The sequence below is a fragment of the Jiangella alba genome, from assembly GCF_900106035.1.
Classification (GTDB): Bacteria; Actinomycetota; Actinomycetes; order Jiangellales; family Jiangellaceae; genus Jiangella; species Jiangella alba.
In genome coordinates this window covers 1269438-1290339 of sequence record NZ_FNUC01000003.1, presented here as the reverse complement: position 1 = coordinate 1290339, position 20902 = coordinate 1269438, and the positions used below count along the sequence as shown (strand labels likewise).

Below are 20902 nucleotides of genomic sequence, written 5' to 3'. Positions count from 1 at the left end.
TCCATGGCAGCTGCACCGAAGGCCACCAGCGCGACGCCACGGCGCCGCCAGGCGCGTTCCGAGGGCGAGCCCGACCTCGTCGGCCGCTACCTCGCCCAACTGGGCTCGACGCCGCTGCTCACCGCGGCCGAAGAGGTCGACCTGGCCAAGCGCATCGAGACCGGCGTGTACGCCGAGCAGTTGCTGGCCGGTGCCGCGCCCTCCAAGCGCAAGCTGACCCCGTCCTACAAGACCCAGCTCGACGTCCTGGTCCGCGACGGCGAGGCCGCCCGCGACCACATGATCCGCGCCAACCTGCGGCTCGTCGTGTCGGTGGCGCGCAAGCTGTCCGGGCGCGGGCTGCCCTTCCTCGACGTCATCCAGGAGGGCAACCTCGGCCTCATCCGCGCGGTCGAGAAGTTCGACTACGCCAAGGGCTTCAAGTTCTCCACCTACGCCACGTGGTGGATCCGCCAGGCCATCCAGCGCGGGCTGGCCGAGCAGACCCGCACCGTGCGGCTGCCGGTGCACGTCTCCGAGACGGTGGCCAAGCTGCACCGCATCGACCGCGACCTCCAGCGGCTGCTCGGCCGCGACCCCACGGTCGACGAGGTCGCCGAAGAGGCCGGCATCCCGGTCGAGAAGGTCGTCGAGTTGCGCCGCGTCTCCCGCGACCCGCTCAGCCTCGACACCCCCATCGGCGACGACGGCGAGTCCAGCATCGGCGAGCTGATCGAGGACGACGACGCCGTCCAGGCCTCCGACCTCGTCGAGCGGCGGGCGCTGAGCGAGCAGCTGCGCAGCGTCCTCGACTCCCTGCCCACGCGCGAGGCGAAGATCATCGGAATGCGCTACGGCCTGGTCGACGGCCACGAGCACACCCTGCAGGACGTCGCCGACGAGGTCGGCGTGTCCCGCGAGCGGGTGCGCCAGCTCGAGAAGCACGCGCTCATGCTGCTGCGCGACCCGCGGCGCAACGAGTCGCTGATGGCCTGGGCCAGCTGAGGCGCCGCGTACCGAGCCGCACGCTCGACGACGTCTACGGCGTCATTCCGCAGCGGCGGCCTGCCCCGTGCGGGATTCGACGGGCGCCTTTGCAATGAGCACCGATACGCACCGGTGCGTATCGGTGCTCATTGCAAAGGCGGACGAGCAGGACGACCCCGCGGCGCCGTCACTCGGGCGACGCGAGCAGGACGACCCCGCGGCACCGTCACTCGGGCGACGCGAGCAGGACCGACCCCGCGGCACCGTCACTCGGGCGGCGTGAGCAGGTCCTCGACGTCGACGAGCTCGCGGGTGGCGATGGAGCGCCAGATCGCCTCGCCGGTCGCCACCGCGCGGGCGCCGTCGGCGGAGTCGGCGAGCAGGCCGAGGTCCAGCGACTCGCGGCCCGGCCCGACGAACAGGTCGTGCCGCAGCAGCGGGTCGGCGCCCTCGTGGCCGCCGGCGACCGTCGCGACCTCGATGGTGCGCGCCTCGCCGAACAGCGGCCGGTAGGTGATGTCGTCCGACCCGGGCAGCGCCCCGCCGCCGGGCAGCCGGCTGTGCAGCGTCTCGATCTGGCCGTGGGTGCCGTTGATGGTGACCCGGTAGCCCTCCCACGGCGACGAGAAGTCGATCGTGTACGACAGCGCGATGCCGCCGCGGTACGCGACCAGCGCGCTGTAGGTGTCCTCGACGTCGATCTCGTCGTCGTACAGGTACATGTCCTGACCGGCCGGGTACTGGTGGCCGTAGGACAGCCCGAACAGGCCGACGCGGTCGGCGGCGGCGCCGTCGGGGAAGGTGTTGCTGCCCAGCTGGGCCTGGAAGTACGGGTCGTTGTCGCGCAGCGCCGCACCGGTGAGCGGCGCGCCGTTCTCGTCGCGCGGGCGGTGCGGGCTGTCCGGTCCGTAGTAGTGCCGGCCGCCGATCGCGAACACCCGCTCCGGCACGTCGTCGAGCCACCACGACACGAGGTCCAGGTGGTGCGTGCTCTTGTGCACCGACAGGCCGCCGGACAGCTCGCGGCGCCGGTTCCAGCGCAGGAAGAAGCTGGCGCCGTGCCGGATGTCGACGTGGTAGTCGAGGCTGACGTGCGTCGGCCGGCCGATGGCGCCGTCGAGGATGAGCCGCTTGATGGTGCGGTGGCGCAGCGTGTAGCGCAGGTTGTGGGTCACCCGCACCGTCGCCTTCGACGCCTGCTCCGCGGCCAGCACGGCGGCGGCGTCGGCGGCGGTCGTGACCATCGGCTTCTCGACGATGACGTCGACGTCGCGGCGCAGCGCGGCCAGCACGTAGGCGGCGTGCGTGTGGTCCGGCGACGCCACCACGACGACGTCCGGCCGCGCCTCGTCGACCATGCGGTCGAAGTCGTCCGGCGCGTACCACGCGAGCGGCGCGTGCCCCGGCGGCAGCAGCGACTCGTTGAACGCCGTCACCCGCGCCTCGTCCGGGTCCACCACCGCGACGACGTCGGCGTGCTCGGAGTAGTCCTCGGCGTTCTCGCCGTAGCCGAGCGCGGTGTCCGCGCCGCCCAGCGAGCCGAGGATGGGCCGCACGAAGCTCGCGACCCCGCGGTTGGACAGTCCGGCGATGGCGTAGCGGGTCATGGCCAGAACCCTTGCAAGGTTCGACTGCAAGTGTCAAGGTAATCTTGCAGTATGGGAAGCAAACGGGCAGTTCACAGCGAGACAACCGATTGCGATAGTGTGCTGCGGTGACTTCCACGCGGCTCGGCTTCGCGCCCAACCTGGACGGCTACGTGGACGCCGCCCTCGACCTCCAGCGCCACGTCGAGGGCCATACCCGGCGCCGGCTGGCGGAGTGGGACGAGCGGGTCGTCGCGTCCGCGGACGACGTGCGGCGCGAGGGCGAGCGGGTCCGGGCCGCTGTGCTGCGCGGTCTCGGCGGACTGCCGCCGTCGGACGGCACGGCGCCGCCGGTGCGCTGGTGCGGCGCGGTGTCCGGCCTGCCGGACGACGCGGGGTACGGCATCGAGCGGCTGATCATCGAGACCGCGCCCGGCGTCCACGCGACCGCCAACCTCTACCGCCCCCACGGCACCGGCGTCCACCCGGCCGTCGTGTTCGTGTGCGGGCACGCCGACGAGGCGAAGGCGTATCCGCAGTACCAGGCGGTGTGCGCGCGGCTGGCCCGGGCCGGCCTCGTCGTGCTGGCGCTGGACCCGTTCGGCCAGGGCGAGCGGCTCGGCTACCTCGACGAGGCGGGCCGGCCCGTCGTCAACGCCGGCACCGCCGAGCACACATACGCCGGCCTGCAGTCGTGGTGGCTGGGGCAGTCCCCCGCGCGCTGGTTCGTGCACGAGGTGCGCCGGGCGATCGACCTGCTCGAAGCGCTCCCCGGCGTCGACGCGACCAGGGTCGGCCTGACCGGCAACAGCGGTGGCGGCTGGCTCACGACCCTCGCCACCGCCGTCGAGCCGCGCATCGCGGCGGCCGCGCCCGCCACGTTCGTCACCTCCCGCGCCAAGTACCTCGACGGCGGGCAGCACCAGGACGCGGAGCAGGTGCTGCTCGGCGGCACCGAGCACGGCGTCGACCACGCCGACCTGCTGGCCGCCGCCGCGCCGCGGCCGGTGACGGTGCTGGCGGCGGAGTACGACTTCTTCCCGATCGAGGGCACCAGGGAGACCGTCCGGCGGGCACAGCGGACCTACGCGCTGCTCGGCGAGCCCGACGCGCTCACGCTGGTCACCGCCGCGACCACGCACCAGTACGCGCCGGAGCTGGCCGCCGCGGCAACCCGGTTCTTCTGCGCGGCCCTCGGCCTGCCCGAGCCGGACGACGAGACGGAGCCCGGCACGCTGCCACCGTCCGCGCTGGCCTGCGGCGCCAGCGGCAATGCGGCGTTCCTGCACGATCTCACCGCGGCCGACTACCGGGAACCGCGCGAACCGGCCGACCCCACCGACTGGCTGCGCGACCGGATCACCGCCGGCCGCGACGTGCCGGACGAGCCCGGCGTGCGGTGGCTGCCCGGCCCGGCCGGCAGCCGGCACGGCTTCTGGCGCACCGAGACCGACCTGTGGAACGCCGGCATCCTGCTCCCCGGCGAGACCAACGCCCGCCCCGGGCTTCGGCTGGTGCTGCTGGACCACGGCACCGCCGAAGCGACCACCGACCACCCGGTGCTGACCAGAGCCGCCCGCGACGACCGCGTCGGCGGGCCGCTGCTGGTCCTCGACGTCCGCGGGGTGGGCGCGCTCGCGCCCCGCGACCGGTCCGGACGGTCCGCGCTGAGCCACGACTCCACGATGTACAAGCTGCTCGCCGACCTGCTCTGGCTGGACGACAGCCTGGCCGCGGCCCGCGCGTTCGACGTCACGCGGGCCATCGACGTCATGCTGGCCGGGCACCCGGACCGGCCGGTGCACATCCACGCCGCCGGGCTCGGCGCGCACCATGCGATGCTGGCCGCGGCCGTCGACCCCCGCATCGTCGACGTGACGGTGTCCGACCCGGTGGTCGACCTCGACCGGATCATGACGACGCGACTGCACGACGACGGACGGGGAGCGTGGCACGGTGTGCTGCCCGGCCTGGCCGTGCATGCCCCCGGGCGGCGGCTGCACGACCTGCTCGGCACCCGGCTCAAGGAGGTTCCATGACGCTCGACGCCCGCACCGCCCTCACCGGCCAGACGCCGGTCGACTGGCTGTTCACCGGCGACAGCATCGTCGCCGCGGCGAAGTGGACCGGCGTGCACCGCGGCTACGCCGACCTGTTCGCCGAGCGGGTCCGCTACTGGCTCGGCCGCCGCGACGACACCGTGCTGAACACGGCGGTCAGCGGCTGGCGGGTGCCGAGGCTGCGCGACGCGCTGGAGACGTCGGTGCTGCGGCACGCGCCGCACGTGGCGATCATCGGGCTGGGCAGCAACGACGCCAACGACGGGCCGGACGGGCGAGCGGCCTTCGTCCGCGAGTACACCGACGTCGTGCGGCGCGTCCAGGCGGCCGGCACCGACGTCGTGCTGCAGACGCCGCCGACGGTGGCGCCCACGCAGGCGCAGGCCCCGCACCTCGACGCCTACGCCGACGCCGTCCGCGAGGTGGCCGCCGCCACCGGCAGCCACCTCGTCGACCACCACAAGACGTGGACGGCGGACGGCGACGAGGCGCTCGCGCTGCTGGTCGACGGGCTGCACCCGGGCCCCGAGGGGCACCAGAAGCTGGCCCGCGACCTCCTCACCGCGCTCGGCGACGCCCACCCCACCTGGACCTGACGCGCCGCAAGCCGGCCGCCCAGCCAGGCCGGTGGGCGGGGAACGCCGTCAGGGGTAGGCTGCGGGCGTCCGAGCGAGGAACGAGCGAGGCGGGCGGAGACGGCGTTCCCCGCCCGCCGACCGGACCGGCATCAGGCGGGCTCCGGCTCGTAGGCGACCCGCTCGCGGGTGCCGCGCTCGCGCGGATCCGCCACCGGCACCGCCGACAGCAGCGCCCGCGTGTACCCGTGCTCCGGGTCGGCGAACACCTGCTCGGCCGGCCCCTGCTCGACCATGACGCCGAAGTACATCACCGCGACCTGGTCGCAGATCCGCTCCACCACCGACAGGTCGTGCGAGATGAACAGGTAGGTGAGGCCGAGGTCGTCCTGCAGTTCGGCGAGCAGCTCCAGGATCTGCGTGCGCACCGACACGTCCAGCGCCGACACCGCCTCGTCGGCGACGACCAGCCGCGGCTCGGTGATGAGCGCGCGGGCGATGCCGATGCGCTGCCGCTCGCCGCCGGAGAACGCGTGCGGGTACCGGCCGGCCATCGAGCGCTTCAGCCCGACCCGTTCGAGCATGTCCTCGACCCGGCCGTCCAGCTCCGACCCGGACGCCAGCCCGGCGACGCGCAGTGGTTCGCCGACGACCTGGCGGACCGTCATGCGCGGGTTGAGCGAGCCGTACGGATCCTGGAAGACCATCCGGATCTGCCGGCGGAACGGCAGCAGCTCCTTCTCGCTCAGCCGGGCGAGGTCGGTGACGCGGCCGTCGGCGCCGGCGTACAGCAGCTTCCCCGCCGTCGGCCGGTAGGCGCGCAGCACGCACCGGCCCAGCGTCGTCTTGCCGCAGCCGGACTCGCCGACCAGTCCGACGGTGCTGCCCTCGGGGATGTCCAGCGTCACCTTGTCGACGGCGTTGACGCGCTCGGTGCGGCGGCGGCCGAACAACGTGCCGGCCGCGGCCTCGAACGTCATCTCCAGGTCCTCGATCCGCAGCAACGGCCGCGGCGACGCCTCGGCGACGGGCTCCGGCTCGGTGACCGTGACGGCGCCGCGCTGCGGCAGCGCGGCCAGCAGCTCCTGCGTGTACTCGTGCCGCGGGTCGTGGAAGATCTGGTCGACCGGGCCGTGCTCGACCACCTTGCCGTGGCGCATGACGACGACGTCGTCGGCGATCTCGGCGACCACGCCGAGGTCGTGGGTGATGAACATCAGCGTCATCCCCAGCGACTGCTTCAGCTCGGCCAGCAGGTCCAGGATCTGCGCCTGGGTGGTGACGTCGAGCGCGGTGGTCGGCTCGTCGGCGATCAGCAGCGACGGGCGGCAGACCAGCGCCATCGCGATCATCGCCCGCTGCCGCATGCCGCCCGAGAGCTGGAACGTGTACGCGCCGAACCGCTCCTCGGGCCGCGGGATGCCGACCCGGCGCAGGTCGTCGATCACCCGCTCCTTGGCGGCCTGCGGCGACAGCCGCTCGTGCAGCTCGAGCAGCTCGCCGATCTGATCGCCGATGGTGTGCACGGGGCTCAGCGACGACATCGGCTCCTGGAACACCAGGCCGATGTCGCGGCCGCGGATGGACCGGATGCCCGGCCCGGTGGCGTTCAGCGCGGCGAGGTCGACGACGGCGCCGTCGGGCGTCGGGCGGTACAGCACCTGGCCGGAGTCGACCCGGCCCGGGTGGTCGACCACCTGGATGATCGACCTCGCCGTGGCGGACTTGCCCGAGCCGGACTCCCCGACGATGCACGTGGTGGAGCCGCGGCGGATGCGCAGCGAGACGTCGTCGACGGCGTGCACGGCGCCCTCGTCGGTGTGGAAGGTCGTGCACAGGTTCCGCAGCTCGAGGATCGCGTCCGGGTCCATCGGCTCGCCGACGGTGGCCGCGGCGATCTCGCGGACGGCGTCTCGCTCCAGGTTGCGACGGCGCCACCTCATGTCGTCCTCCTTCCGTACGGGTCGGCGGAGTCTCGCAACCCGTCGCCGACGAAGTTGAACGCCACCACGGCCACGACGACCGCCAGGCCGGGCAGCAGCAGCCACGGCGCCGTCGCCACCACCTGCACGCTCTGCGCGTCCTGCAGCAGCACGCCCCACGAGACCGCCGGCGCCCGCAGCCCGAGGCCGAGGAACGACAGCGACGTCTCGGCGAGGATCATCGCCGGCACCGCGAGGCTGACCGTCGCGATGATGTGCGAGAGGAACGACGGCAGCATGTGCCGCGAGATGATCCGCCGCGTGCGCACGCCGTCCAGCTTCGCCGCCAGCACGTAGTCCTCGGTGCGGGTCTGCAGCAGCCGGCCGCGGATGACCCGGGCCAGGCTGGTCCAGCCGAGCAGCGACAGGATGATGGTGATCATGAAGTAGGTGCGGGTGGGTCCCCATTGCGGCGGGATGGCGGCGGCGAGACCGAGCCACAGCGGCAGCGTCGGGATCGACATGATCAGCTCGATGATGCGCTGGATCACCGAGTCGATCCAGCCGCCGAAGTAGCCCGAGATGCCGCCCAGCACCAACCCCAGCACCAGGGAGATCGCCACCCCGGCGAGGCCGAGCGAGAGCGAGATCTGCGCGCCGTAGATGATCTTCGACAGCAGGTCGCCGCCGGTGCGGTCGGCGCCGAGCAGGTAGAACCGCTCCCCCGGCTCGGTCGGCCCGAACAGGTGGATGTTCGTGTCGATCACGCCGAGCAGCGAGTACTCGTCGCCGCGGACGAAGAAGCCGAGGTTGACCACCCGGCTGGTGTCCTCCTCGAACACCCGGGCCAGCGTCTCCGGGTCGGTCGACCCGGTGGTCGGGTGGACGTAGAACCCCTCGGAGAAGGAGAAGCTCGGCAGCTGCGGCGGCTGGTAGGCGTGGTCGGCGCTGGTGGTGTCCTTCGAGAACGGCGCGAAGAACCCGGCGAAGATCGCCACGACGTACATCGCGATCATCACCCACAGGCCGGCCATGGCCAGCTTGTGCCGGCGGAACCGCCACCAGATGAGCTGGCGCTGCGACGCGACGCTGACGTCGGCGGCGTCGCGGCCGGTCTCGGTGGCCGGGTCGCCGGGCGTCTCGACGTCCTGGCTGGGCAGTTGGTCGGTGCTCATCGGCCTCACGCCTTCCCGAATCGCACGCGCGGGTCGATGGCGGCCAGCAGCAGGTCCGAGATCAGCGTGCCGATGACCGTCAACACCGCGATGATGAGGATGATGCCGCCGGCGAGGTACATGTCCTGCGACTTCAGCGCCTCCAGCAGCAGCGGCCCGATGGTGCCCAGCGCCAGCACCTGCGCCACGATGATCTCGCCGTCGAACAGCGACGGCAGGTGCCAGCCGGCGGTGGAGATGAACGGGTTCATCGCGATGCGCACCGGGTACTTCGTCACGAGCTTGCCCTCGGACAATCCCTTCGCCCGCGCCGTGATGACGTACGGCTTGTTCAGCTCGTCCAGCATGTTCGCCCGGGTCACCCGGATGATCCCGGCGGTGCCGGCGAGGCCGATCACCACCACCGGGATCCACAGGTGGCCGAGCAGGTCGACGAACTTCCCGACACCCCACGGCGCGTTGACGTACTCCGGTGAGAACATCCCGCCCACGCTCTGGTCGAACAGCGCGAACCCGAGGTACGCCAGCACCAGCGCCGCCAGGAACTGCGGCACCGCCAGCGCCACGAACCCGATGCCGGAGATCGTGTAGTCGCCCCAGGTGTGCTGCTTGATCGCCGAGTAGATGCCGGCCGGCAGGGCGATCGCCCAGGTGAACATCAGGGTGGCGATGCCCAGCGCCAGGGTGAGCGGCAGCCGGTCCGCGATCAGCGTCGACACCGGCTGCTGGAACTGGAACGACAACCCGAAGTCGCCGTGCAGCACGATGTTGCCGATCCACTTGAGGTACTGCACCCAGAACGGGTCACCGATGCCGTAGCGGTCCCGCAGCGCGTCCATCTGCGCCGGGTCGACGCTCTGACCGGCGGCCTCGAGCCGGGCCACCTGGGTGCTGAGGAAGTCGCCGGGCGGCAACTGGATGATGAAGAACGCGATCATCGAGATCGCGATCAGTGTCGGGATCACATGCAGGACCCGCATCGCTATGAAGCGCCACATCAGGGCGAGAGTCCTTTCGTCACTCGGCGAAGTAGAGCTGCTCCGGCTTGGAGATCCCCTCACGGCCGTAGTAGAAGGACAGCTTCGGCTCGTCGTCGCGGACGTTCTTCAGCGCGGTCTTCGCGATCACCGGCTGGAACGGCAGCCCGACCAGCCCGATCGCGTAGACGTTCTCGTCGTGCTGCTGCATGATCGCCCGGCCCGCCTCGATCCGGGCGTCGTCGGAGTCGGCGGTGCGCATCGCGTCCCAGGTGTCCATCAGCTCCTGGAAGTCCGGGCTCGGCTGCATGCCCTCGGCGCCCGACGTCGAGTACCACTTGCCGTAGGCCGGCGCGGTGTGGCTGTTGTCGGCGGTCGGGACGAACCAGACCGGCTCAAGGTCGAAGTCGTCGGACGGGTGCGCGACGCCGTCGAAGTCGAAGTCGTTGGCCATCCGGATCTCGGTGTACAGGGTCTGGTCGACCGGCCGGCTGACGACCTTGATGCCGACCTCGGCCCAGTGCTTGCGCACCATCTCGAACACGTCGGTCGGGGCCAGCCCGGCGTCGAAGTCGAGGTAGGTGATGACGAACTCCAGCGGGGCGCCGTCGGCGCGCAGCCGGGTGCCGTCGCCGTTGCGCTGGGTCAGCCCGATCTCGTCGAGCAGCCGGTTCGCCTCCTCGACGTCGTACTCGATGAACCGCTCGCCGCTGCCCTCGACGTAGTAGTCCGACGACTCGGTGGCGATCGGGTGCCGGACGACGCCGAGCCCGCCGAGCAGGGTGTCGTTCATCTCCTCGCGGTTGACGGCGTGCGAGAGCGCGGCCCGGAACCGGACGTCGCCGAACAGCTCGCGCAGCACCGGGTCGGCGTGCGAGAGGTTCGGGCAGATCGCCATCAGGCCGGCCGACGGCTGCCAGCGCAGCACCTCGAACGCCTTCTGCTCGGCGTTCTGCAGGTACACCTGGGTGGAGTTGTAGCCGAGGTAGAAGCCCTGGAAGTCGAGGTCGCCGTTGGCCGCGCGCAAGTCCAGCGCGTCCTGGTCGAGCACCTGGATCTGCATGGTGTCGATGTAGGGCAGCTGCCGGCCGTCGGGGTCGGTCTTGTAGTAGTACGGGTTGCGCTCCAGCGCCGCGGTGCCGCTCTGCGCGTTGGCCGGGCTGGTGACCATGAACGCGCCCATGACGGGCCGCTCGACGTTGGTCCACCAGTTGTCCCGGTCGAAGAAGTACTGGTCCCAGGTGTCGAACCCGGCCGCGCTGGCCGCGGCGGCGACGGTGGCGGGGTCGGCGAGGTCGGCGTGGAACTGCTCCATGTAGTGCTTGGGCTTGATGAACTGGAAGCTCACGCCGGGGTGACACAGGAACTTCTCGAACAGCGCGAACGGCTGGGTGAAGTTGATGATCACGGTCAGCTCGTCCGGCGTCTCGATGGTCGGCCGGGTCTGGCCAGCGTCGGAGAACCAGAACGCCGGCGACGGGAACAGCACGTCGTGGTTGAGGACGTGGTCGACGGTGAACTTGAGGTCCGCGGACGTGAACGGCGTTCCGTCGGACCACTTGAGGCCCTCGCGCAGCACGAACGTGTAGGTGCGGTTGTCCGGCGACTTCTCGAAGCTCTCCGCCAGGCTGGGCTGCGAGCCGTCGGCGGCCTTGTTCCACTCGATCAGGCCGGAGCTGGAGAACGCCTGCAGCGCGCCGTCGTGCGTCGGCGTGGTCTGCGCGCGGCGCAGGTTGCCGCCGAAGCGCCCGACGCTGTCCCAGGGCTCCACCACCATCGGGGTGGACGGCAGCCGCTCGGCCAGGGCGGGCAGCTCGCCGGCCTCGACCCGCTGGGTCAGCATCGGCGACTCCAGCACGTCCGGGTCGCCGCCGGCGGACCCGAACGGGTCGGGCGACTCGTCACCGCCCGAGCACGCGGCGGTGCCGAAGATCGCGAAGGCGGCCGCAAAGCCGCCACCGGCCTTCAGCACCATCCTGCGCGAGACCACGATCTGTTCTGCCGACATCGGCAACTCCTCACTGTCCGGTGCTCATTCAGCAGGTCCGTCGCCCACCAGGGCGTTGACGCCGTACGCGGCGCCGCGGCGAGTCAGGCGTTCACCCAGATCAGGAACGCCGGTCGCGGAAGCGTTGGGGAGAACCTACCGACCGCAAGCGGTTGCCGCAATAGCAACAGGTTGCTGTTTCATTGCAACAGCGGCCGGTTCGGGGCCATGTCACCCCTCCCCGGGCGCCCAGGCCGGATCGAGCGGCTCCTGCGCCGCGAAGTCGGACCTGACGTCGACGAAGCGGCGCTGCGCCCCGGACTCCGTCACGGCCGCCGCGACGTCCAGCACATGCGCCGCGACCTCGGCATTCGCCCGGTGCGGGCGGTCCGCCGCGATGGCCTCAGCCAGCTCCGCGACGCCCAGCCCGCGGCCCAGGCGGGCACCTTCGGTGGGCACGTCCCGCCAGTCGTCGGTGCCGGCCGGGCAGAGCCGCAGCGGGCCGTCGAAGCGGTTGGGGTCTGGCAGCCGCAACGTGGCCTCGGTGCCGCCGATCTCCAGGAATCCGTGCCGTTTGCGCGGCGAGTCGAAGCTGAAGACGGTGGTCGCGACGGCGCCGGAGGCCAGCTCCAGCACCGCCGTGGTGTGCGTCGGCACCTCGGCGGCGAACCGCGTGCCGGCCCGCGGCCCGCTGACGACGACGCGTTCGGGCGGGCCCTCGCGCTCCATCGCCGCGACCCGCCGCACCGGCCCGAGCAGCACCGTCAGCGCCGTCAGGTAGTACGGGCCCATGTCCAGCAGCGCACCGGCGCCGGCCGCGAACAGGAACTCCGGCGCCGGATGCCAGCGGTCCGGCCCGGGGTCCTGGAAGCAGGCGATGGCCGACACCGGCCGGCCGATCGCGCCGGAACGCACCAGCCGCAGCGCGGTCTGCACCCCCGCGCCGAGGAAGGTGTCGGGCGCGCTGCCGACACGCCGCCCGGCCTGCCGTGCGGCGTCGAGCAGCAGGTTCGCCTCGGCCCGCGACCGCGCCAGCGGCTTCTCGCCGTAGACGTGGTGCCCGGCCCGGAGCGCGGCGACGCCGACCTCGGCGTGCGCGGCGGGGACGGTGAGGTTGACGACGATGTCGACGTCCGGGCGGCCGATGACGTCCTCCGGACCGCCCGCGTGCGGCACGCCGGCCGCGTCCGCCGCCGCCCGGGCCCGCTCGACGTCCAGGTCGCCGCAGGCCACGACGTCGAAGCCGGGGACACGGGGCAGGTTCTCCAGGTAGGTCCGGCTGATCGTGCCGCAGCCGACGACGCCGATGCCGATGCGCGCGCTCACGCCGCCACTGCCTCGTCGAGCCGGGCGAGAGCCGCCCGGTTGCGGGCCAGCAGGTCCAGCACCGGCCCGGCGCAGCGGTCGATCTCCAGGATCCGCGCGGCCCCGGGTGGCGCCGCGGCCAGGACGGCGGCCACCGGCAGCGTGCCGTGGCCGAGCTCCACCTGGTCGGCGGCGACGTCGCCCGGACCGTCCTTGACGTGCACGGAGCGGACGCGGTCGCCGAGCCGCTCGAGCAGCGCCGCGACGTCCGCGCCGCCGACGTGCGCCCAGTACAGGTCCACCTGGAAGCCCACCTCCGGCGGCGTCGACGCGGCCAGGACGTCGAGGCCGTGCCGCCCGTCCGGCAACGTGGCCAGCTCCCAGTAGTGGTTGTGGTAGGCCAGCGCGAGCCCGGCCCGGGCGGCCTGCTGCTGCCGCGCGGCCAGCCGGGCCCCGACGCGGCGGATGCCGTCGGCGTCGGCCCAGTCCTCCGGCTCCGAGCGCGGGATCACCAGTGTGTGCGCGCCCAGCGCGGCCACCCGGTCCAGCGTGGCGGGGTCGGTGTCGCGGGCGTGGACGCTCGGGATCGCGAGGCCGTGCCGCTCGGCGTCGGCGCGCAGGCCGGGCACGTCGCTCAGGTCGTACGGCTCGACGGCGTCGATGCCGGCCGCGGCCAGCGCGGCGAACGCGCCGGCCCGGTCGCCGGACTCGCGCAACGAGTACAGCTGCGCGCCCACCAGCGCGCTCATGCCGGCTGCCCGGCGTCGAACCAGGCCCGCACCTCGGCGTCCAGCGGCGGCACGTCCAGCGCCCCGCCGCCCGCGCGCAGCGACGTCGTGGCCGTCGCGGCCGCGGCGACCGCGGCCCGCGCGTCCACCGGCGAGGTCTGCGTCGCCCCGCCCTCGCGGACGAACCGGAGGAACTCGCGCAGCAGCGCCGGGTCGGCGCCGTGGTGCCCGCCGGGCGCCTCAGGGATCGGGAACGTCTCGTCGCCGTCGGGCGCGAACTCGGTGCGCCGGTTCCACAGCCGCACGACGCCGCCGGGGCCGAGGCCGAAGTTCTCCAGCCGGCCCTCGGTGCCGATGACCGTGTAGTTGCGCCAGTAGTCCGGTGTGTAGTGGCACTCGGAGTACGTGGCGTACACGCCGTTGTCCAGCGCCATCGTCATCATCGACAGGTCCTCGACGTCGATCACCGGGTTCAGCCCGGTCTGCGCCAGCGGCGGCCAGTTGCGCTCGCGGTCCAGCCACTCGGTGACGACCTGCCCGGTGCGGTCCGTCCGGTCGCCGACCTGGCCGTACACCGTCAGCCCGCCCATCGCGCTGACGCGGCTGGCGTGCCCGCCGGCCAGCCAGTGGATGACGTCGATGTCGTGCGCGCCCTTCTGCAGCAGCAGCGAGTTCACCTTGGACCGCTCGGCGTGCCAGTCCTTGAAGAACCGGTCGCCGCCGTCGCCGACGAAGTAGCGGCACCAGATCGCCTTGACCTCACCGATGCGGCCGTCGGCGATCAGCTCGCGCAGCAGCTTGATGACCGGCATGTGCCGCATGTTGTGCCCGACGTACAGGCGGCTGCCGGTGCGCCGCGCCGTGGCGAGGATCTGGTCGGCCTGCTCGACGGTGATCGCCAGCGGCTTGTCGACGAACACCGCGACCCCGGCCTCGAGCAGGGCGCACGCGTGCTCGGCGTGCAGGTGGTCCGGCGACGTGACGAACGCGGCGTCGACACCGACGCCGATCAGCTCGTCGACGGTGGCGGTGGCCGCGACGCCGGGTCCGAACCGCTCCGCGGCGCGGTCACGGGCTCGCGGCAGCGGGTCGCAGGCGGCGACGACCTGCGCCGACGGGTCCAGGTCGGCGGCGGTCTTCGCGATGATCCCGCGGTTGCCGTTGCCGACGACGCCGAGCCGCAGCGGCGCGTCCGGGCCGAGGGCGGGACGGTTCGGAGTGGTTGACGGAGCAGCCATGCCCAGGGACGCTACGTGACGCAAACGGTTGCCGCAAGGAACCATTGACGATCATGGCGACATGCAGTGTGAACGTGTCGCAAATTCGCTCGGGTGCGCTACGCTCGGCGTGTTTGCAGCACGATGCACCCCGCGACCACGCAGGAGGAGACACCGATGAGCGTCACGCTCGCCGACATCGCGCGGGCCACCGGCCTGTCCGCCTCCACGGTCTCGCGCGCGCTGTCCGATCCCGACAAGGTGAACCCGCGCACGCGCGACCGCGTGCGCAAGATCGCCCAGGACATGGGCTACGTGCCGAACCAGGTGGCACGCTCACTGACGTCCGGGCGCAACGACCTCATCGGGCTGATCGTGCCGGACATCGCGAACCCGTTCTTCCCGCCCATCATCAAGGCGGTGCAGGCGCGCGCCAGCGCCAAGGGCAAGACGGTGCTGATCGCCGACGTCGACGAGCACCCGTCCGACGAGATCCAGCGCGCCCGGGTCATGCGCAAGCGGGTCGACGGCCTGGTCGTGGTGTCGCCGCGCACCCCCGACGACCGCCTCGACCAGCTGGCCGAGCTGCGTCCCATCGTGTTCGTGAACCGCGAGGTCAAGGGCGCGGCGAGCGTCATCATCGAAGACTCCGAGGGCATGCGCGAGGCGGTCGAGCACCTCACCGCGCTCGGGCACCGCCGGGTCGGCTACCTCAACGGCCCGCGCCGTTCGTGGTCGAACACGCAGCGGCAGAACGCCGTGCGCGAGGCGTGCGCGGCGCACGGCGTCGACCTCGTCGAGTTCGGCCCGTTCGAGCCGCAGATCCAGGCCGGCGTGCGCGCCGCCGACCTCGTGCACGCCTCCGACGTCACCGCCGTCATCGCCTACGACGACATGATCGCGCTCGGCCTGATGGCGCGGCTGAACGAGCGCGGCGTGCGGGTCGGCCCGGACATCAGCGTCATCGGCATCGACGACAGCCCGATGTCCGGCATGGCCTACCCGACGCTCACCTCCATCCACGTGCCCGGCTCCGAGGCCGGCGCCCGCGCCGTCGACATCGTCCTCGACCTCGCCGACACCGCGGGCGACGCCGAGCCGTCCGTCGTCCAGCTGGAGACCCGGCTGATCGTGCGCAGTTCGACCAGCCCGGTCCGCGAGCGCTAGCCACCACCCGCGCCGTCGCGGTAGATGGGTGAAGGCCTCGTGGGCTGGAGTGGAGCCGCCGAGGAACCGCCTCACCTCCGAGCAGGCCTTCATGGCTCACCACCCGTCACCCGACTGAACAACCTGCCTGACCATCACAGCTAGGCGTAGTTCCCCGCGCTGCCCCTCACCCTGTTGATCATGGGGAAATCGGGGTTCCGGGCGAGTGGAACCCCGATTTCTCCATGACCAACAGGCTGGGGCGGGCGGGTCAGGCGAGCGCGGCGGCGGTCGCGGCGGCGCCGTGCCGGGCCAGCTCGTCCAGGTACCGGGCGACGTCGGCCACCCAGGCGTCGTCGGCGGCGAGCTCGTCCGGGACGACGGCGGCGGTGCGCAGCACCCGCGCGACGTCCGACGGGAGGACGGCCCGCAGGGCGTCGCGGGCCGGATCGGTGACGGTGAGCGGGCGGCCGTCGTCGGAGCGGCCGGCCAGGATGAAGCGCAGCCACGCCGCCACCACCAGCGTCGCGGCGCCGGACGGACGACCGGCGGCGCGGGCGGCGAGGATCGTCGGCAGCACCCGGACCGGCAGCTTCTGCGAGCCGTCGGCCGCCACCTGGTCGCAGCGGTGCCCGAGCGCCGGGTTGGCGAAGCGCTGCAGCACCGACGCCGCGTAGTCGGGCAGGTCCCAGCCGGGCGGCGCGTCGATGGTGGCCAGCACGTCGCGGTGCAGCGCCTCGACCGCCGGGCGGATCGCCGGGTCGGCGACGGCGGCGGCGATGGTCTCGTGCCCGGCCAGCGCGCCGAGGTAGGCGATCATCGAGTGCGCGGCGTTCAGCACCCGCAGCTTGGCCGTCTCGTGCGGCCCGACGTCGGCGACCAGCTCCGCGCCGGCCAGGTCCCACGGGGGTCGCTCGCCGGCGAAGTCGTCCTCGATGACCCACTGGGTGAACGGCTCGGCCGCCACCACCGCGTCGTCGGCGAACCCGGTCAGCCGGGCCGCGTCGGCACGGTCGGCGGGTGTGGTGGCGGGGACGATGCGGTCGACCATCGACGACGGGAACCGGGCCGACGCCGCGAGCTCGCGGCCTGACGAACCCGGCAGCCGGTCGGCGAACTCCCCCACCAGCCGGGCCAGCCGCGCGCCGTTGCCGACCAGGTTGTCGCAGGACAAGACCGTCACCGGACCCGCGCCGGCCGCCACGCGCCCGCGCAGCCCGGCGACCAGCAGCCCGAGCCCGGTCCGCGGCCGCTCCCCCGCCGCGACCGCCGCGACGTCGGCGCGCACGGCGTCGTCGTCGAGCAGCGCGCCGGTGACGGGGTCGGCCAGGTAGCCCTTCTCGGTGATGGTCAGCGTGACGACGGTGACCGCGGGGTCGGCGAACCGGGCGGCCACCGCGGCCCAGTCGGACGGCGCGTGCCACGCCTCGGCCACGGAGCCGACGACGTCCGCCGTCACCCGGTCGCCGGACCGCTCCAGCACCGTGAACAGCCCGTCCTGCCGGCGCAGCGCCGCCACGACGTCCGCCGAACGCGGCGCCACCTCGGCGATGCCCCACCGCGGGTCGCCGGTCGCGGCCATCGCGCGGTCGGTGTAGACGGCCTGGTGCGCGCGGTGGAACGCGCCGACCCCGAGGTGGACGACACCTGGCGCAGGCGCGGGCGCCGTCCGGGACAGCTGCGGCACCGTCACATCACCGCGCCGAGCTGCCACGGGGCGAACTCCTCGTCGCCGAAGCCGAGCGCCTCGCTGGCGGTCTGCTGTCCGGACGCGGTGGCGACGACGACGTCGAAGATGCGCCGGCCCAGCTCGTCCAGGCTCATCCCACCGTCGGCGACGACGCCGCAGTTGAGGTCCATGTCCTCGGTCATGCGCTGGTAGACGGCGGTGTTGGTGGCCAGCTTGAGGCTGGGCACCGGCTTGCAGCCGTACACCGAGCCGCGGCCGGTGGTGAAGCAGACGACGTTCGCGCCGCCGGCCACCATGCCGGTGACGGAGACCGGGTCGTAGCCGGGGGTGTCCATGAACACCAGGCCGCGGCTGTCGATGCGCTCGGCGAACCGGCGCACCGCGCGCAGGGGCGTCGAGCCGGATTTCGCGACCGCGCCGAGCGACTTCTCCAGGATCGTGGTGATGCCGCCCTCCTTGTTCCCCGGCGACGGGTTGTTGTCCAGGCTGCCACCGTGCTTGGCGGTGTACTCGCGCCACCAGGCGATGCGCGCCAGCAGCGCGTCGGCCACCTCGCGCGACTCCGCCCGGGCGGCCAGCAGGTGCTCGGCGCCGTAGATCTCCGGCGTCTCGCACAGCACGGCGGTGCCGCCCTGCGCGATCAGCAGGTCGGCGGCGACGCCCAGCGCCGGGTTCGCGGTGATGCCGGAGTAGCCGTCGGAGCCGCCGCACTTCAGGCCCAGCACCAGCTCGGACACCGGCACCGGCTGCCGCTGGACGTCCAGCCGATCCAGCACGTCGGCGACGGCCTGCACCCCGGCCCGGACGGCGGCCGCGGTGCCGCCGGCCTCCTGGATCGTCATGCCGACGACCGGGGTGTGCTCGGGCAGGTCCAGCTCGGCGATCTGGTTCACCTCGCAGCCCAGCCCGAGCACGATCAGCGCACCGAAGTTCGGGTGGTCGGCGTAGCCGGACAGCGTCCGCTTGAGCAGGTCCAGGCCCTCGCCGTCGGACGCCAGGCCGCAGCCGCTGCCGTGCGTGATCGCGACGATGCCGTCGACACTCGGGTGCGCCGCGAGCCGTCCGGACATCCGCACCTGGTCGGCGATCAGCTTGGCGACGGTGGCCGAGCAGTTCACCGACGTGATGATGCCGACGTAGTTGCGGGTGGCGACCCGGCCGTCGGCGCGGACGATGCCCTGGAAGGTCGCGGCGGGCACCGGCTCGGGCACGACGCCGCCGCCGATCGTGACGTCCTGGTCGACGGTGTCGTGGTAGCCGAGGTTGTGCAGGTGCACGTGGTCGCCGGGTTCGATCGACGTGGTCGCGTGCCCGATGACCTGGCCATACTTGAGCACCGGCGCCCCGGCGCCGACGGCGCTCAGCGCGACCTTGTGGCCGGCCGGGACGAGCTGGCGGCTGACCAGCCCGGTGCCGGGCACCGGCGTGCCCGCGGGCAGCGGGTCGAGCGTCACCGCCACGGAGTCGTCGGCGCGCAGCCGCACCAGCCGGGTGGGTTCGGGTGTCACAGGGGTCCTCCAGATGGTGATGCCGGCAGCCAGCGGCCACGCAGCACGGTGGCCCAGGGCCGGAAGCCGGGGTCGAAGATCGCCAGGTCCGCGTCCATGCCGGCGGCGACGGCGCCGCGGCGCGCGGACAGCCCGGCGACGGCGGCGGGCCGGCCGGTGGCCAGCTCGACCACCTCGGCGAGCGGCCAGCCGAGGTCGTCGTGCAGGTGGGCGAGCATGCCGGGCAGCGTGCTGGTGCTGCCGCCGAACGCGTCGGCGCCGGCCACCATGCCGACGCCGTCGCCGACGACGCACTCGACGGTGGCCAGCCGGTAGCGGTGCCCGGCGGGCATGCCGGTGCCCGGGGTGCCGTCGGAGACCACGACGAGGCGGTCGCCGGTGCAGCGCCGGGCGATCTCCAGCAGCTCGGGCGGGAGGTGCCGGCCGTCGGCGATGACCTCCGCGGTGAGGTCCGCCGCGGCCAGCGCGCCCTCGAGCAGGCCGGGGATCCGCCAGGGCCCCTCGCGGCGGGTGGTGGACTGGCCGCTCCACAGGTGGGTGACGTGCGTCAGCCCGGCGCCGGCCGCCTCGGCGAGCTGGCGCGCGGTCGCGTCGCTGTGCCCGGCCGCGACGACGACGCCCGCGGCGGCCAGCCGGCGCGTGGCGTCGACGGCGCCGGGCAGCTCCGGCGCGAGCGTGATCATCCGCAGCGTCGCGGCCTGCTCCAGCAGCACGTCCACGTCGCGCGGGCTCGGCGGCACCAGGACGGCGGGATCGTGCGCACCGCACTGGGCGGCCGCCAGGAACGGGCCCTCCAGGTGGACGCCGAGCACCCGGGCAGCGTCGGCGGGCGTTGCGGCGACGAGGCCGGACAGCGCCGCGATGCGCGCCGCCAGCACGTCCACCGGCGCCGACACCAGGCTCAGCTGGACGCTGGTGACGCCGGCCGCGGCGAGGTGGCGCAGCACCGCCGTCACCCCGGCCTCGTCGGCGTCATCGAAGGCGTGGCCGGCGGCGCCGTGCACGTGCAGGTCGATCAGCCCCGGCGTGACGACCCGGCCGCCGACGTCGACGACCTGGGCGTCCGGCGGCACGGGGCCGGCGCCGACGGCGCCGATGCGGCCGCCGTCGACCAGCACCGTCCGGTCCGGTTCGACCCGGCCGTCGCTCACCACCGTCGCGCGCGTCAGCGCCAGCATCGCTGCCACCTTTCAGCAACCGTTTGGATCGTGCTCAGCCGACCGGGACCTCCAGCTGCCCGGCCGACTCGGGGTCGAGGAACAGTGTCGCGTGCCCGGCCGTCCGCAGGATGGTGGCGGGGCAGGCCGGGCTGATCTCGTCGCGCAGCGCGGCCGCCACCGCCGCCGCCTTGCGCTGGTCCGGCGTGCAGACCAGCACCTGTGCGCCCGACAGCAGCGCCGGCACGGTGAGCGAGATCGCGGTGGCCGGCACGGCGGCGTCGTCAGGGAAGTGCCCCTCCCCGACCTGCTGCGCGCGCGACTCCGGCGTCAGCGTGATGACCCGGGCCAGCCGCTGGTCGGCGAAGTCGGCCTCGTTCGGCTCGTTGAACGCGATGTGGCCGTTCTCGCCGATGCCCATGCAGATGAGGTCCAGCGGGGCCTCCCGCAGCAGGTCCTCGTAGCGCCGGCACTCGGCCTCGGCGTCGGGCGCGTCGCCGTCGATGTAGTGCACCTTCTCGGGCTGGAACGGCTCTTCGATGCGCTCGCGGATCCAGCGCCGGAAGCTGGCCGGGTGATCGGCGTCGATGCCGACGTATTCGTCCAGGTGGAACGCGGTCACGCGGTCCCACGGGACGTCCTGCGACCGTAGCGCCTGGACGAACGCGAACTGCGAGTTGCCGGTGGCGAAGACGGCGCGGGCGCGGCCGGTCCGGGCGACGGCGTCGCGGATGACGGCGGCCGCGCGCTCCGCTGCCGCCTGGCCCATCTCGGCGGTGCCGGGGTGCACCTCGACCGCGAGCTCGCCGGCCTGGAACTGGGTGATCGGTTCGGACACAGAGACCCTCCTGTGGGCATCGCTGGACGACGTCGCTGCAACCCTACTGCAAGTATTGACACAAA

The 20902-nt window shown here is 73.1% G+C and carries 16 protein-coding genes; 4 read left to right on the top strand and 12 right to left on the bottom strand.

The features are described 5' to 3' along the window. The first annotated feature begins 3 nt into the window (after positions 1–3). Positions 4–984 (top strand): sigma-70 family RNA polymerase sigma factor, encoded by a 981-nt coding sequence (locus BLV02_RS08470; RefSeq protein ID WP_069110926.1) that lies wholly within the window; start codon positions 4–6, stop codon positions 982–984. A 248-nt stretch (positions 985–1232) separates the two neighbouring features. On the opposite strand, the gene BLV02_RS08465 is transcribed toward BLV02_RS08470, so the two are convergent. Then, complete coding sequence (locus tag BLV02_RS08465; protein ID WP_069110927.1) at positions 1233–2573, bottom strand: Gfo/Idh/MocA family protein; 1341 nt, start codon at positions 2571–2573, stop codon at positions 1233–1235. A 107-nt stretch (positions 2574–2680) separates the two neighbouring features. Between BLV02_RS08465 and BLV02_RS08460 the strand changes: the two genes are divergently transcribed. Further along, positions 2681–4591, top strand: a complete 1911-nt coding sequence (locus BLV02_RS08460) for an alpha/beta hydrolase family protein (RefSeq protein WP_069110928.1) — start codon at positions 2681–2683, stop codon at positions 4589–4591. Then, on the top strand, positions 4588–5208 hold the full coding sequence (locus BLV02_RS08455) for an SGNH/GDSL hydrolase family protein (RefSeq protein ID WP_069110929.1): 621 nt from the start codon (positions 4588–4590) through the stop codon (positions 5206–5208). The genes BLV02_RS08460 and BLV02_RS08455 overlap by 4 nt, the downstream gene beginning before the upstream one ends. 131 nt (positions 5209–5339) lie before the next feature. On the opposite strand, the gene BLV02_RS08450 is transcribed toward BLV02_RS08455, so the two are convergent. The 7 genes from BLV02_RS08450 to BLV02_RS08420 form a co-directional block, all read right to left on the bottom strand. Further along, the gene (locus BLV02_RS08450) at positions 5340–7058 is read right to left on the bottom strand and encodes an ABC transporter ATP-binding protein (protein WP_069111139.1); all 1719 of its coding nucleotides are present in this window, start codon (positions 7056–7058) and stop codon (positions 5340–5342) included. 68 nt (positions 7059–7126) lie between these two features. After that, positions 7127–8284 (bottom strand): ABC transporter permease, encoded by a 1158-nt coding sequence (locus tag BLV02_RS08445; RefSeq protein WP_069110930.1) that lies wholly within the window; start codon positions 8282–8284, stop codon positions 7127–7129. A gap of 5 nt (positions 8285–8289) precedes the next feature. Beyond that, positions 8290–9282 carry an ABC transporter permease gene (locus BLV02_RS08440; RefSeq protein ID WP_069110931.1) on the bottom strand — a complete coding sequence of 331 codons (993 nt, stop codon included), beginning with the start codon at positions 9280–9282 and terminating at the stop codon, positions 8290–8292. A 19-nt stretch (positions 9283–9301) separates the two neighbouring features. After that, on the bottom strand, positions 9302–11269 hold the full coding sequence (locus BLV02_RS08435) for an ABC transporter substrate-binding protein (protein ID WP_069110932.1): 1968 nt from the start codon (positions 11267–11269) through the stop codon (positions 9302–9304). 210 nt (positions 11270–11479) lie between these two features. Then, entirely contained in the window at positions 11480–12574 is a 1095-nt protein-coding gene (locus BLV02_RS08430) for a Gfo/Idh/MocA family protein (RefSeq protein WP_141711526.1), read from the bottom strand. Beyond that, a complete protein-coding gene (locus BLV02_RS08425) occupies positions 12571–13302 on the bottom strand; it encodes a sugar phosphate isomerase/epimerase family protein (RefSeq protein ID WP_069110934.1) in 732 nt (243 codons plus the stop codon). Before BLV02_RS08425 ends, BLV02_RS08430 begins: the two co-directional genes overlap by 4 nt. Then, positions 13299–14519 carry a Gfo/Idh/MocA family protein gene (locus BLV02_RS08420; protein ID WP_069110935.1) on the bottom strand — a complete coding sequence of 407 codons (1221 nt, stop codon included), beginning with the start codon at positions 14517–14519 and terminating at the stop codon, positions 13299–13301. Before BLV02_RS08420 ends, BLV02_RS08425 begins: the two co-directional genes overlap by 4 nt. 156 nt (positions 14520–14675) lie before the next feature. Here BLV02_RS08420 and BLV02_RS08415 point away from each other — a divergent pair, with 156 nt between their 5' ends. Further along, complete coding sequence (locus BLV02_RS08415; RefSeq protein WP_069110936.1) at positions 14676–15665, top strand: LacI family DNA-binding transcriptional regulator; 990 nt, start codon at positions 14676–14678, stop codon at positions 15663–15665. 250 nt (positions 15666–15915) lie between these two features. Here the strand turns inward: BLV02_RS08415 and BLV02_RS08410 are convergent, their stop codons facing one another. Genes BLV02_RS08410 through BLV02_RS08395 form a run of 4 tightly spaced genes read right to left on the bottom strand, consistent with a single transcriptional unit; the run spans position 15916 to position 20837 of the window. Then, the gene (locus BLV02_RS08410; RefSeq protein ID WP_074946229.1) at positions 15916–17358 is read right to left on the bottom strand and encodes a mannitol dehydrogenase family protein; all 1443 of its coding nucleotides are present in this window, start codon (positions 17356–17358) and stop codon (positions 15916–15918) included. Beyond that, positions 17334–18842 carry a UxaA family hydrolase gene (locus tag BLV02_RS08405; protein WP_069110937.1) on the bottom strand — a complete coding sequence of 503 codons (1509 nt, stop codon included), beginning with the start codon at positions 18840–18842 and terminating at the stop codon, positions 17334–17336. The genes BLV02_RS08410 and BLV02_RS08405 overlap by 25 nt, the downstream gene beginning before the upstream one ends. Next, on the bottom strand, positions 18839–20020 hold the full coding sequence (locus BLV02_RS08400) for an N-acetylglucosamine-6-phosphate deacetylase (protein WP_069110938.1): 1182 nt from the start codon (positions 20018–20020) through the stop codon (positions 18839–18841). Before BLV02_RS08400 ends, BLV02_RS08405 begins: the two co-directional genes overlap by 4 nt. Before the next feature lie 34 nt (positions 20021–20054). Continuing rightward, entirely contained in the window at positions 20055–20837 is a 783-nt protein-coding gene (locus tag BLV02_RS08395) for a glucosamine-6-phosphate deaminase (protein ID WP_069110939.1), read from the bottom strand. Between the last annotated feature and the right edge of the window lie 65 nt (positions 20838–20902).